The sequence below is a fragment of the Rhodococcus sp. 14-2470-1a genome, assembly GCF_002259425.1.
Classification (GTDB): domain Bacteria; phylum Actinomycetota; class Actinomycetes; order Mycobacteriales; family Mycobacteriaceae; genus Rhodococcoides; species Rhodococcoides fascians_E.
On sequence record NZ_NPFZ01000016.1, the window covers coordinates 145,826 to 158,531 of the forward strand.

Below are 12,706 nucleotides of genomic sequence, written 5' to 3' on the forward strand. Positions count from 1 at the left end.
CTTAAAATCGTCCGATGAGTGTTCCCCGCCTGGATCTGCACGCCGACCCGATCGACCTGACAGCCGCACTCGTCGACATCCCCAGCGTCTCCGAGGACGAGTCGGTGATCGCCGACGCCGTCGAAGCCGCACTGCGCGAGCAGACAACCGGGTTCGAGATCGTCAGGAACGGCAACGCTGTACTCGCGCGGACACACCGCGGCCTGCCCACTCGCGTGATGCTCGCCGGGCACCTCGACACCGTTCCGATCGCGGACAACGTGCCGAGCCGTCGTGAACGCGACCACGCCGACGGCGACGTGATCCACGGTTGCGGCACGGTCGACATGAAATCCGGGGACGCAGTCTTTCTGCACCTGGCGGCCACCGTCGACGCTGCCCACGACCTGACCTTGGTCTTCTACGACTGCGAGGAAATCGCGGCGTCCAAGAACGGACTCGGCCGCATCGAACGTGAACTGCCGGAGTGGTTGCAGGCGGACGTCGCCGTTCTGGGTGAGCCGTCGGGAGGGTTCATCGAGGCCGGCTGCCAGGGCACTCTGCGGGTGCGCCTGACGGCGAGTGGCACCCGTGCGCACAGTGCCCGATCATGGCTGGGAGACAACGCCGTTCACAAACTCGGTGCAGTGCTGGACCGGCTGACGGCATACGAAGCCCGGCAGGTCGACATCGACGGCTGTGTCTACCGCGAAGGACTGCAAGCGGTGCGCATCTCCGGAGGCGTCGCGGGAAACGTCGTCCCCGACGCCGCCGAGCTCGACGTCAACTTCCGATTCGCCCCCGACCGCAGCGTCGAGCAGGCCGTCGGTCATGTTCGCGACGTGTTCGCCGGGCTCGATGTCGGCGTCGAGGTCACCGACTCGTCGCCCGGTGCACTGCCCGGCCTCGGAGCTCCTGCCGCGGCTGCGCTGATCGAGGCCGCAGGTGGCCAATTCCGCGCCAAGTACGGGTGGACCGACGTCTCCAGGTTCTCCGCTCTCGGTATCCCCGCCGTGAACTACGGGCCGGGCGACCCGAATCTGGCGCACAAGCGTGACGAGCGGGTGCCGACAGCACAGATCACCGACGTCGCAGCAGTCCTTCGTGCCTATCTCTCGAAGTCGTGAAGGGCCGCCGGATAGCCTGTCCGCATGGACGACGACAAGGCAGCTAGGCACAAGGGTTCGGTGGTGTTGCGGCGCGGACGCAACTCCGAGACGTCCACGTCGGATCAGCGTCTGCTGGATCAACGCGGCCCCGGCAACTGGATCCACACCGACACGTGGCGGGTGCTCCGCATCCAGAGTGAATTCGTCGAAGGGTTCGGTGCGCTCGCCGAGGTGCCAAGGGCCGTCACGGTATTCGGCTCCGCCCGCACCCCGCAGGATCACCCGGAGTACGAGCGCAGCCGGCAGCTCGGACAAAGCCTCGCCGAGGCCGGATTCGCCGTCATCACCGGTGGCGGGCCCGGCGTCATGGAAGGAGCCAACCGCGGCGCATCCGACGCCGACGGCTTCTCCATCGGCCTCGGGATCGAGCTTCCGTTCGAGCAGGGACTCAACGACTGGGTCGATCTCGGCGTCAACTTCCGCTACTTCTTCGTCCGAAAGACGATGTTCGTCAAGTACTCCCAGGCATTCGTGTGCCTACCCGGCGGATTCGGCACCCTCGACGAACTGTTCGAGGCACTCACCCTCGTTCAGACCCGGAAAGTCACCAGGTTCCCGATCATCCTGCTGGGCACCGACTTCTGGTCCGGTCTGATCGAGTGGATCAAGAACACCCTCGTCGCCGAAGGCAAGGTCTCGCCGTCCGACCTGGAACTCATCCACTGCACGGACAGCGTCGAGGAAGCCGTGCGGATCATCCAAAGCACAACGGGGGAGCAGTCATGAGTTGGAACGTCTGCGTGTACTGCGCGTCGGGGCCCGTCGATCGGTCGTTCATCGACTTGGCGCGCGAGCTGGGAACGGAGATCGGACGCCGAGGATGGGGGCTGGTGTCCGGCGGCGGCAACGTGTCGATGATGGGCGCCGTCGCGGAGGCAGCTCGCGCGGCAGGCGCGAACACCGTCGGCGTGATCCCGAAGGCGCTCGTCCACCGTGAAGTCGCCGACGTCGACGCCGACGAACTGATCGTCACCGACACCATGCGCGAGCGAAAGAAGATCATGGAGGACCGCGCCGACGCGTTCATCACGTTGCCGGGAGGCATCGGGACGCTCGAGGAACTGTTCGAGACCTGGACAGCGGGTTACCTGGGAATGCACGCCAAACCGATCGTTCTGCTGGACCCGGTCGGTCACTACGACGGACTCCTACAGTGGATCGACAGCCTGTCCTCGACGGGATTCGTGCAACAGCGGGCCCTGGACGCGCTGGTCAGAACCGACACCGTCCGGGGTGCACTGGATGCATGTGCGGAGCCTGCGGAGTGACCTCGAAAACGGCCGGGAGCGGAGCCTGCGGAGTGACCTCGAATTCGGACGTTACTCTGGAGTAAGGTTAGCAAGGTCACATCGGACTAAGGGGAGTTCATGGCTGTCGATGCCCGTCAGAAGATCAAGGTGACCGACGTCGCCGTCGCGTTGCCGAAAATGGTGACGGAGGTGCCCAGCCTGCTTCGGGGTGTCGCCGGGTTCACCCGCAAACCCCATCACAAGGCGTCGATCGGCCTCGTGTTCCAGGATGCTGCGGCGAAGAACGGTGACAGGCCGTTCGTGCGGTTCGAAGGGGAGTCCACGTCGTACGCGGACGCCAATGCGATCGTCAATCGGTACGCTGCTGTCTTCGCGGACCGGGGTGTGACGCGCGGGGATGTCGTCGGGGTGTTGAGCAAGAACCGCCCGGAGGCTCTGTTCGCGGCGTTGGCTGCGGTCAAGCTCGGTGCGACGGCTGGAATGCTGAACTACAACCAGCGTGGTGACGTGCTCGAGCACAGCCTGGGAATTCTCGATGCGAAGGTCCTGGTGTTCGACGAGAACACGCAAGAGGCACTCGATTCGCTCGAGGCTGCTCCGCAGGCCGGTTCGGTGCTGCCGCTGAAGGAACTGGACGAGCTGTCGCAGAAGGCGTCGCCGAAGAATCCGTCGGTCACCGCGGAGATCCTGGCGAAGGAGAAGGCGTTCTACATCTTCACCTCGGGCACGACGGGAATGCCGAAGGCGAGCCTGATGAGCCATTTCCGGTGGCTCAAGTCGATGTCCGGTCTGGGCAACATGGGTGTGCGTCTGCGTAGCGACGACGTCATCTACTGCTGCCTGCCGCTCTATCACAACAATGCTCTGACGGTGACGCTGTCCTCGGTGCTCGCCGGTGGTGCGACGATGGCGATCGGCAAGCAGTTCTCGGTCAGCAATTTCTGGGAAGACATCAAGGTGAACAAGGCCACGGCGTTCACCTACATCGGTGAGCTGTGCCGGTACCTGCTCACCCAGCCGAAGAAGGCGACCGACCGGGACAACACGGTCAAGCTCGTCGTCGGCAACGGCCTTCGCCCGGAGATCTGGGAGGAGTTCACCGAACGGTTCGGCATCCAACGCGTCGCCGAGTTCTACGGCGCCAGCGAGTGCAACATCGCCTTCATCAATGCGCTGAACATGAAGAAGACCGCGGGAATCTGCCCGCTGCCGTACGCGGTGGTCGAGTACGACGAGGAGTCCGGCAAGGCCAAGCGCGGTCAGAACGGCAAGCTGCGGAAGGTCGGGAACGGTGAGGTCGGTCTGCTGCTCTCCAAGGTCACCGATCGCGCCCCGTTCGACGGCTACTCCGACGACGAGGCCACCGAGAAGAAGCTCGTCCGCGACGGGTTCAAGGACGGCGACGCATGGTTCGACACCGGCGACCTCGTGCGTAAGCAGGGTTTCCTGCACGTCGCTTTCGTCGACCGCCTCGGCGACACGTTCCGCTGGAAGGGTGAGAACGTCGCGACCACACAGGTGGAAGGTGCCCTCGGCGGCCATTCCGCCATCGACGGTGCCGTCGTCTACGGCGTCGACATCGACGGTGCCGACGGCAAGGCAGGCATGGCTGCGGTGACGTTGCGCGACGGTGAGTCGTTCGACGGCAAAGCCGTCGCAGCGCATCTGTACGACAAGCTTCCGACGTACGCCGTGCCGTTGTTCGTGCGCGTCGTCGACAGCCTCGAACAGACGTCCACGTTCAAGAGCCAGAAGGTCGCCCTCCGCAAGCTCGGCTACGAGGAGGACGGGGAGAGCGAGCTCTACGTGCTGCGCGGCAAGTCCGGCGGTTACGACAAGGCGTACGACGGTTACGTCGACGAGGTCGCGGCAGGTAAGGCGCCCAGCAGCAAATAATGCCCGTGCCAGTATTGAAAGCATGAGCACTCTCTGCGGCAAGCCGGTGGCCGACGATCGCGCGCTCGTCATGGCGATCGTCAACCGCACTCCTGATTCCTTCTACGACAAGGGTGCGAACTTCACCGACGAGGCGGCGATGGCGTCGGTCCATCGCGCCGTCGCCGAGGGTGCCGACATGGTCGACATCGGCGGCGTCAAGGCGGGCCCGGGTGTGCTCGTCGACGCTGCCGAGGAGATCCGTCGCGTCGTTCCGTTCGTCGAGGCCATCCGCGGTGAGTACCCGGATCTGCTGATCAGTGTCGATACCTGGCGTAGCGACGTGGCGAGGCTTGCGTGCGGTGTCGGTGCCGATCTCATCAACGACACGTGGGCCGGGGCGGACCCTGGCCTCGTCGGGGTGGCCGCCGAGGAAGGCGTCGGCATTGTCTGCTCGCACACCGGAGGTGCCACACCGCGTACCCGACCACACCGTGTTCGCTATACCGATGTCGTTGCCGATGTCGTCGAGGAAGTGACAGCCGCGGCCGAGAAAGCTGTTGCCGCGGGTGTGCGTCGCGACTCGATTCTCGTCGATCCGACCCATGATTTCGGCAAAAACACCTTCCACGGGCTCGAGTTGTTGCGTCGCGTGGACGTTCTTGTAAACACCGGATGGCCAGTGCTCATGGCGCTGAGCAACAAGGATTTTATCGGGGAGACTCTAGGTGTAGAACTCGCCGACCGGTTGGAGGGAACATTGGCAGCGACAGCATTGGCCGCAGCAGGCGGCGCCCGAATGTTCCGGGTGCACGAGGTTGCGTCGACCAGAAGAGTCGTAGACATGGTTGCGGCGATACAGGGAAACAGGGCTCCGGTGCGGACCGTCAGGGGGCTGGCATGACGCTTGCGGACCGAACCACCGTCCTGGATTCATGGGCGGACACCAATACGTGGGACACCCCGTCGTGGTCCATCGCCGAACTCGAGGCAGCGAAGGCGGGCCGCACCATCTCCGTCGTACTGCCTGCGCTCGACGAGGAAGACACCGTCGCGGCAGTAGTGGATACCATCCACCCGTTGCTCGGTGGTCTCGTCGACGAACTGATCGTCCTGGACTCCGGGTCGACCGACGCCACCGCCGAACGTGCCACGGCCGCCGGCGCACGAGTGATCAGTCGCGAGGAAGCAATTCCCGGACTCGACCCGGTCAAGGGCAAAGGTGAAGTGCTGTGGCGAGCGATCGCTGCCTCGACGGGTGATCTGATCGCGTTCGTCGACTCCGATCTGATCAACCCGGACCCGGCGTTCGTACCCAAGCTTCTCGGCCCCCTGTTGATGGGCGACGGTATCCATCTGGTGAAGGGCTACTACCGACGTCCGTTGCGCACCAGCGGCACCGAGGACGCCAACGGCGGTGGCAGGGTCACCGAACTGGTTGCCCGGCCGATGCTCGCCGCCATGCGCCCGGAGCTCACCGGCGTGATCCAACCGCTGGGCGGGGAGTACGCGGGAACGAGAGAGCTCCTCTCCGCGGTGCCGTTCGCGCCCGGCTACGGCGTGGAGATCGGGCTGTTGCTCGACACCTACGACAAACTGGGACTCGGCGCGATCGGTCAGGTCAATCTCGGTGTCCGCAAACACCGCAACCGCCCGCTGGTGGAACTGGGCGCGATGAGCCGTCAGATCGTGGGCACCATGTTGAACCGCTGCGGAATGGTGGACTCGGGGGCCGGACTGATGCAGTTCCGCGTCGACGGAGATTCCTTCGTGCCGTTCTCCACCGAGGTGTCGTTGGCCGATCGACCCGCCATCAACACCTTGCACGTGTAACGCGCAGAACCGTTCGAGAGCAGGGCTGTGAGAAGATTCTGCGATGCTGACGCTTCTGCTGTACGTCGTCGTCATCGCGGTCATCGCAGCCCTGCTCTTCTTCGTCGCAAGTGCCGTGTTCGGTCGCGGTGAAGAGCTCGAACCATTGCCCGAGGGGACGACGGCCACCGTCCTACCTGCCGAGGGCGTGACTGGCGACGACGTGAAAGACCTCAAGTTCCAGCAGACGTTGCGTGGCTACAAGCCCAGCGAAGTCGACTGGGCCCTGGAACGACTCGCCGCGGAGATCGACCTGCTCCGGTCGCGCCTGGACGATACGACGAACGTGGACAAGTGACGGCCGTACCCGGCCCCGACGGCAAGCTGCGGTGCCCGTGGGGAGCAACCGACGACGAGCTGTACCGGACCTATCACGACACCGAATGGGGTCGTGAACTCCACGGCCGAGACGCCCTGTACGAACGATTGTGTCTCGAAGCGTTCCAGTCCGGATTGGCGTGGATCACGATCCTGCGCAAGCGCGAGAACTTCCGTCGCGCCTTCGCCGGATTCGATCCGGAGAAGGTCGCGGCATTCGGCGCCGCGGACACCGAGCGGCTGATGCAGGACAGTTCGATCGTGCGCAACCGCGCCAAGATCGACGCAGCCATCGGCAACGCGAGGGTGATCCTCGACCTGGACCCCGACCTCGATTCGCTGCTCTGGTCGTTCGCTCCGGCCCCGCGAGGACAGCGTCTCGATTCGATATCGGACGTACCTGCGGTGACCACCGAATCCACCGCGATGGCCAAGGAGCTCAAGCGTCGTGGGCTGCGGTTCTTCGGTCCGACCACGGCTTACGCATTGATGCAGGCCACCGGAATGGTCGACGATCACCTGACGGGATGTTGGGTGAAGTCCCCGAATACCGACTCCAGTTCCCGGTATCGGTCCCGATAGGGAAGAATGGAGCGCAAGAACCATTCTCGCTCACGGCGAGAACACTTTTTTGGCCGAAGCGCAGAGCTGGGTGGCGCAGATCTGGAGGGAGCAGAGGATGGCGGCGATGAAGCCCCGGACCGGGGACGGTCCCCTCGAAGCAACCAAAGAGGGACGAGGGATCGTGATGAGGGTGCCGCTCGAAGGCGGAGGACGCCTGGTCGTCGAGCTCACCCCTGACGAGGCAGCCGCCCTCGGTGAAGAGCTGAAAGGCGTCACCGGTTAACTGTTTTTCGTTTCTGTGCCCAGCCCCGCTTGCCGATTCCGGCAGGTGGGGCTTAGTGGTGGTCGGGGTGCGCGGTAGGCGGGGTGTGTCGTGCTCGCCGACGTGATCGACCTGCTCGTCTGCCCGCACTGCGGCTCCGACCTCGACGTGGAGGACCGCACTCTCCTGTGCGATCGAGGGCATTCGTTCGACGTCGCACGTCAGGGATACGTCAGTCTCCAACCGGGCAGCGCAGGCAAGATCACCGGCGACTCACCGGACATGATCGCGGCCCGCACCGCGTTCCTGAGCACCGGCCACTTCGACCGGGTGACGGCGGCCCTCGTCGACGCGGTCGGTGCGTCTCGCACCGTGCTCGAGATCGGCGTCGGCAGCGGTCATTATCTGGCGGCCGTCCTCGATCGCACCGGTGGACGCGGAATCGGCATCGACGTGTCCAAGGCCGCGGCTCGTCGTGCGGCGCAGGCTCATCCCGCGATCGGGTCCGTGGTCGCCGACGTCTGGAACGGTCTACCCGTCCGTTCCGGCTCGCTCGACGCGATCACCTGTGTCTTCTCGCCGCGCAACGCCGCAGAATCCAGGCGGGTCCTCGCACCGGGAGGCAGGCTCGTCGTCGTCACCCCCACCGTCCGGCATCAACAGGAACTGATCGGCGAACTCGGCCTCATCGGCGTGGACGAGGACAAGGCCAGGCGGCTCGGCGATTCCCTGTCCGGAGGGTTCGACCAGGTGGACCGGACAGCCGTCGAATACCGCATGGAGCTCACCCACGCCGAGGTGGGCAGCCTCGTCGGGATGGGTCCGTCCGTTCGGCACACCACCGAAGCGGACAGGCGTGCCGCAATCGAATCCTTGTCCGAGCCGGTGGCCGTGACCGCGTCGGTCGTCGTCGGAACCTACGAGCGACGGGCGAGCGCCGCGGAGTAGACGTCCAGCGTCTGCTGAGCGATGGCCGCCCACGAGAATTCTGCGACGGCACGGGCACGACCGGCCTTGCCCATCGATGCCGCGAGCGTCGGATCCAGCGCGACCTCGTTGACCGTCCGGGCCAGAGCCTGCTCGAACGCCTGCGGTTCGTATGCGTTGTAGTGCACGAGGCGACCGGTGACACCGTCGTCGACGACCTCCGGGATGCCGCCGACGTCGGACGCGACCACCGCGGTTTCCGCTGCCATGGCCTCGAGGTTGACGATGCCCAGTGGCTCGTACACCGACGGGCAGACGAAAACCTGTGACGCAGAAAGTATTTCGCGGATCTTTTCGGTGGGAAGCATTTCGCGCACCCAGTGGACGCCGTCGCGCGCAGCGGACAGCTCGGCAACCGCACGTTCGGTCTCCGCGGCGATCTCCGGAGTATCGGGAGCGCCCGCGCAGAGCACCAGCTGAATCGACGGATCGAAATGGTGCGCGGCCGCGATCAGATGCCCGACGCCCTTCTGGCGCGTGATCCGCCCGACGAACGCGACGATCGGCCGATCCAGGTCGACACCGATGGCGTCCAACGCGGAATCCGACGGATCCGCGGCGGGTCCGGCGTGCCAGTTCTCGGTGTCTATTCCGTTGCGCACCACATGAACACGCTGCGGGTCCAGGCGCGGGTAGGCATCGAGGACGTCCTTGGCCATGCCCTCGCTGACGGCGATGACCGCGTCGGCGTACTCGACGGCATTGCGCTCGGACCACGACGAGATGCGGTAGCCGCCGCCCAGCTGCTCGGCCTTCCACGGACGGCGAGGCTCGAGCGAATGCGCGGTGAGGATGTGCGGAACGTCGTACAACTCCGCGGCCAGGTGGCCGGCGAGACCGGTGTACCAGGTGTGCGAGTGCACCACGTCCGCGTCCGCCGCGGCGTTCGCCATTCTCAGCTCCGCCGACAGGGTCGTCAGCGCCGCATTGGCGCCTTTCAGTGCCGGATCGGGATCATGGACGTGCGCGGTGTCCCGCGGCGCACCCATGCAGTGGATGTCGACCTCGCACAGCGCTTTCAGCTGCGCCGCGAGTTCGGTGACATGCACCCCGGCGCCTCCGTAGACCTCCGGCGGGTATTCCCTAGTCATCATCGCCACGCGCACATCTGTAAACCTACATTCCCGCGGTGAAACGCGTGTACTGCTAGCAAGCTTCACCCAGTGCGGATAGGTTGGCTCTGTGAGGACACAACCGCATGTTCTAGGGATCGTGCTTGCCGGCGGTGAGGGTAAGCGGCTCTACCCCATGACCGCGGACAGAGCAAAGCCAGCCGTACCGTTCGGCGGCGCGTACCGACTGATCGACTTCGTTCTGAGCAATCTCGTCAACGCCGGATACCTCCGGCTGTGCGTGCTGACCCAGTACAAGTCCCATTCACTGGACCGCCACATCTCCCAGACCTGGAGGCTGTCCGGATTCGCCGGCGAGTACATCACCCCGGTGCCGGCGCAGCAACGCCTCGGCCCACGCTGGTACACCGGCAGCGCCGACGCCATCTTCCAGTCGCTCAACCTCGTCTACGACGAAGACCCCGAGTACATAGTCGTTTTCGGTGCCGACCACGTCTACCGCATGGACCCCGAGCAGATGGTCCAGCAGCACATCGACTCCGGTGCAGGCGTCACCGTCGCCGGGATCAGGGTGCCGCGCAGCGAGGCCTTCGCGTTCGGATGCATCGACAGCGACGAGAACGGCAAGATAACCCAGTTCCTGGAAAAGCCCGCTCAGCCTCCAGGCACACCCGACGACCCCAACGTCACCTACGCATCGATGGGCAACTACGTCTTCACGACGAAAGTACTGATCGACGCCATCAAAGCGGACTCGGAGAACTCCGACTCTGACCACGACATGGGCGGCGACATCATTCCCGCACTCGTCGAAGCCGGTGTCGCCTCGGTCTACGACTTCAACGACAACGTCGTACCCGGCGCCACCGAACGCGACCGCGGATACTGGCGCGACGTCGGAACCATCGACGCCTTCTACGACGCACACATGGACCTGGTGTCCGTGCACCCGATCTTCAACCTCTACAACCGCCGCTGGCCCATCCGCGGCGCCGCCGAGAACCTCCCACCCGCCAAGTTCGTGCAGGGCGGGCTCGCGCAGGAATCCGTCGTCGGCGCCGGATGCATTCTCTCGGCCGCGACCGTCCGCAATTCGGTACTCAGTTCCAACGTCATGATCGACGACGGTGCCACCGTCGAAGGCAGCGTCCTCATGCCAGGCGTACGCATCGGCAAGGGCGCAGTGGTTCGCCGGGCGATCCTGGACAAGAACGTCGTCGTCGGGCCCGGCGAAATCATCGGCGTCGACATGGAACGCGACAACGAACGCTTCAACGTCTCCGCAGGCGGCGTCGTCTCCGTCGGCAAGGGCGTCTGGATCTGACGGATTTGAGTCTGCGGAATGACCCAATTCGTCTGGAGCCTGCGAAATGACCCAAGGTCAGCTGCGCGAAGCCCCGGGAGTGGAGCTTGCGGAACGACCCGAGGTCAGCTGCGCGAAGCCCCGGGAGTGGAGCCTGCGGAGACCCGAGGTCAGCTGCGCGAAGCCCCGGGAGTGGAGCCTGCGAAATGACCCAAGGTCAGCTGCGCGAAGCCCCGGGAGTGGAGCCTGCGAAATGACCCAAGGTCAGCTGCGCGAAGCGCAGATCAGTCCGTCGCCGAGCGGAAGCAGGACGGTGGTGAGACGCTCGTCTTCGGCGATGGCTCGGGCTGCTGCCCGGACTGCGACGGTGGTGGCGTCGCGCTGAGTCGAGTCCGGCACCCGGCCGTTCAGCAGTGCGTTGTGTAGCACCAATACACCGCCGGGGCGTAGTAGTCGGACGCTCTCCTGAACGAAATGAAGATGGTCGACGGGGCTGGCGTCGATGAACACGAGGTCGTAGGTGTCGTCGGCGAGGCGAGGGAGGACGTCGAGCGCCCACCCGTTGATCAATCGCGTACGTGACGGCGGGATACCTCCGGCTCGGAACGCTTCCTTGGCCGCGCGCTGGTATTCCGGTTCGGTGTCGATGGTCGTGAGTACGCCGTCCTCGCGCATCCCGTCGAGCAACCAGAGGCCGCTGATGCCGGCGCCGGTCCCGATCTCGACGACGGTCTTGGCGCCGAGCATCTGAGTGAAGATGCTGAGAATCGCGCCGACGGAGGCCGGCACGGGTGCTGCACCGAGGTCCTCGGCGCGTTCGCGGGCCGAGACGAGAACGTCGTCCTCCTGGGCGGATTCCTCGGCATACGACAGCAATCTCTCGGCATTAGTCGGCACCCTGCGACATTAACGTGACCCGGACGAATTTCCGAGCGGACAGGTTTCTCAGCGGCACCTCAGGTTATTCACACGTCGGCCACACGCGAGTGGGAGAAGCTACTTGTGATCGCTTGATCGACGAGCAACGCGAAACAGGAACATCCCGGCGGTGTCGCTGGTTGTACTGGTACGTGTTCCTGAGCAGGAGGATCCAGCCATCTACGAGATCAAAGAAGATCTAGACACCGCCGAACTGAGCGGCACCGCCGCTTTCGATGCCAGCGGCGAGGACGCCACCATGCCGTCCTGGGACGAACTGGTCCGTGAGCACGGTGACCGCGTCTACCGTCTTGCCTACCGGTTGTCCGGTAACGCCCAGGATGCCGAGGATCTGACGCAGGACACGTTCATCAGGGTGTTCCGTTCCTTGTCGAACTACCAGCCGGGAACGTTCGAGGGTTGGTTGCACCGCATCACCACCAACCTGTTTCTCGACATGGTCCGTCGACGCAACCGCATCCGCATGGAGGCGCTGCCCGAGGACTACGACCGTGTGCCGTCGGAGACACCCAACCCCGAGCAGATTTATCACGACGCCCGGCTGGATCCGGATCTTCAGTCCGCGCTGGACTCGTTGGCGCCCGAGTTCCGTGCAGCGATCGTGCTGTGCGACATCGAAGGGCTGTCCTACGAGGAGATCGGTGCGACACTGGGCGTCAAGCTCGGGACGGTGCGTAGTCGTATCCATCGTGGACGCGCGGCGCTACGGGAGTACCTTCGAGTGAACGGGAAGGTCGACACTTCTCACGCCAGTGTTCAGTAGCTACGAGGAGGGTTGGATGACGCAGGCCCGAGAGCCACGGCGGTTCAGCTCTACCGAACATCTGGCCAGCGAAGCGATCGCTGCATTCGCCGACGGTGAGCTGCGTATGAACGCGTACCTACGTGCTGCTCGGCACATTGCAGAGTGCCCGGAGTGCGCAGCCGAGGTCGATGCCCAGCAACAGGCGCGTAGCGCCCTGAAGGATTCGGGCGAGATGTCCATGCCCAACTCGTTGCTCGGTCTGCTCAGTCAGATCCCGATGTGCGAGCCGCCCGAGGTCAAAGCAGAGGTCGAGCGACGCCGACGCGTCATCGTGACGTCGGTCGTGAACCTTCGTCGCAGACGCCGTTAG

General features: G+C 64.8%; 15 protein-coding genes. 13 read left to right on the plus strand and 2 right to left on the minus strand.

The genetic code is table 11. From position 1 onward, the window contains the following. Positions 1–14: 14 nt before the first annotated feature. The 10 genes from dapE to CH292_RS08995 all read left to right on the plus strand — a co-directional run bounded on the left by dapE (position 15) and on the right by CH292_RS08995 (position 8,237). Positions 15–1,106 carry a succinyl-diaminopimelate desuccinylase gene (gene dapE, locus CH292_RS08950; RefSeq protein WP_020112599.1) on the plus strand — a complete coding sequence of 364 codons (1,092 nt, stop codon included), beginning with the start codon at positions 15–17 and terminating at the stop codon, positions 1,104–1,106. Positions 1,107–1,130: 24 nt separating this feature from the next. After that, positions 1,131–1,874 (plus strand): TIGR00730 family Rossman fold protein, encoded by a 744-nt coding sequence (locus CH292_RS08955; protein ID WP_033188056.1) that lies wholly within the window; start codon positions 1,131–1,133, stop codon positions 1,872–1,874. Further along, positions 1,871–2,416, plus strand: coding sequence for a TIGR00730 family Rossman fold protein (locus tag CH292_RS08960; protein ID WP_019665396.1), 546 nt, complete (start codon positions 1,871–1,873; stop codon positions 2,414–2,416). The genes CH292_RS08955 and CH292_RS08960 overlap by 4 nt, the downstream gene beginning before the upstream one ends. Before the next feature lie 99 nt (positions 2,417–2,515). Beyond that, a complete protein-coding gene (locus tag CH292_RS08965) occupies positions 2,516–4,294 on the plus strand; it encodes a long-chain-acyl-CoA synthetase (protein WP_037141221.1) in 1,779 nt (592 codons plus the stop codon). A 22-nt stretch (positions 4,295–4,316) separates the two neighbouring features. After that, positions 4,317–5,177: a dihydropteroate synthase gene (gene folP / locus CH292_RS08970; RefSeq protein WP_019665394.1), complete on the plus strand. Its 861-nt coding sequence runs from the start codon at positions 4,317–4,319 to the stop codon at positions 5,175–5,177. Continuing rightward, a complete protein-coding gene (locus CH292_RS08975; protein ID WP_094654519.1) occupies positions 5,174–6,106 on the plus strand; it encodes a glucosyl-3-phosphoglycerate synthase in 933 nt (310 codons plus the stop codon). Before folP ends, CH292_RS08975 begins: the two co-directional genes overlap by 4 nt. Positions 6,107–6,149: 43 nt before the next feature. After that, on the plus strand, positions 6,150–6,443 hold the full coding sequence (locus CH292_RS08980) for a DivIVA domain-containing protein (RefSeq protein WP_019665392.1): 294 nt from the start codon (positions 6,150–6,152) through the stop codon (positions 6,441–6,443). Further along, on the plus strand, positions 6,440–7,045 hold the full coding sequence (locus CH292_RS08985; RefSeq protein WP_037141227.1) for a DNA-3-methyladenine glycosylase I: 606 nt from the start codon (positions 6,440–6,442) through the stop codon (positions 7,043–7,045). The genes CH292_RS08980 and CH292_RS08985 overlap by 4 nt, the downstream gene beginning before the upstream one ends. 97 nt (positions 7,046–7,142) lie before the next feature. Beyond that, complete coding sequence (locus tag CH292_RS08990) at positions 7,143–7,310, plus strand: DUF3117 domain-containing protein (protein WP_068369835.1); 168 nt, start codon at positions 7,143–7,145, stop codon at positions 7,308–7,310. Positions 7,311–7,400: 90 nt separating this feature from the next. Next, positions 7,401–8,237: a putative RNA methyltransferase gene (locus CH292_RS08995; protein WP_019665389.1), complete on the plus strand. Its 837-nt coding sequence runs from the start codon at positions 7,401–7,403 to the stop codon at positions 8,235–8,237. Here CH292_RS08995 and glgA read toward each other — a convergent pair. Continuing rightward, positions 8,207–9,382 carry a glycogen synthase gene (glgA, locus tag CH292_RS09000; protein ID WP_026347837.1) on the minus strand — a complete coding sequence of 392 codons (1,176 nt, stop codon included), beginning with the start codon at positions 9,380–9,382 and terminating at the stop codon, positions 8,207–8,209. The two genes, CH292_RS08995 and glgA, sit on opposite strands and share 31 nt — an antisense overlap. 76 nt (positions 9,383–9,458) lie before the next feature. Between glgA and glgC the strand changes: the two genes are divergently transcribed. Continuing rightward, positions 9,459–10,673: a glucose-1-phosphate adenylyltransferase gene (gene glgC, locus CH292_RS09005; protein ID WP_026347836.1), complete on the plus strand. Its 1,215-nt coding sequence runs from the start codon at positions 9,459–9,461 to the stop codon at positions 10,671–10,673. Between the two features lie 243 nt (positions 10,674–10,916). Here the strand turns inward: glgC and CH292_RS09010 are convergent, their stop codons facing one another. Further along, the gene (locus tag CH292_RS09010) at positions 10,917–11,549 is read right to left on the minus strand and encodes an O-methyltransferase (RefSeq protein ID WP_026347835.1); all 633 of its coding nucleotides are present in this window, start codon (positions 11,547–11,549) and stop codon (positions 10,917–10,919) included. Between the two features lie 199 nt (positions 11,550–11,748). Here CH292_RS09010 and sigE point away from each other — a divergent pair, with 199 nt between their 5' ends. Together sigE and CH292_RS09020 are read left to right on the plus strand one after the other, a co-directional pair. Further along, on the plus strand, positions 11,749–12,354 hold the full coding sequence (gene sigE / locus CH292_RS09015) for an RNA polymerase sigma factor SigE (protein ID WP_026347834.1): 606 nt from the start codon (positions 11,749–11,751) through the stop codon (positions 12,352–12,354). 16 nt (positions 12,355–12,370) lie between these two features. Then, positions 12,371–12,706, plus strand: coding sequence for a hypothetical protein (locus CH292_RS09020; protein WP_033188102.1), 336 nt, complete (start codon positions 12,371–12,373; stop codon positions 12,704–12,706).

Coding starts and splice junctions, on each gene's coding strand:
- CH292_RS08960 (WP_019665396.1), top strand. CDS start 1,871: ATGAGTTGGAACGTCTGCGTGTACTGCGCGTCGGGGCCCGTCGATCGG.
- dapE (WP_020112599.1), top strand. CDS start 15: ATGAGTGTTCCCCGCCTGGATCTGCACGCCGACCCGATCGACCTGACA.
- CH292_RS08980 (WP_019665392.1), top strand. CDS start 6,150: ATGCTGACGCTTCTGCTGTACGTCGTCGTCATCGCGGTCATCGCAGCC.
- CH292_RS09020 (WP_033188102.1), top strand. CDS start 12,371: ATGACGCAGGCCCGAGAGCCACGGCGGTTCAGCTCTACCGAACATCTG.
- CH292_RS08975 (WP_094654519.1), top strand. CDS start 5,174: ATGACGCTTGCGGACCGAACCACCGTCCTGGATTCATGGGCGGACACC.
- CH292_RS08965 (WP_037141221.1), top strand. CDS start 2,516: ATGGCTGTCGATGCCCGTCAGAAGATCAAGGTGACCGACGTCGCCGTC.
- CH292_RS08990 (WP_068369835.1), top strand. CDS start 7,143: ATGGCGGCGATGAAGCCCCGGACCGGGGACGGTCCCCTCGAAGCAACC.
- folP (WP_019665394.1), top strand. CDS start 4,317: ATGAGCACTCTCTGCGGCAAGCCGGTGGCCGACGATCGCGCGCTCGTC.
- CH292_RS08955 (WP_033188056.1), top strand. CDS start 1,131: ATGGACGACGACAAGGCAGCTAGGCACAAGGGTTCGGTGGTGTTGCGG.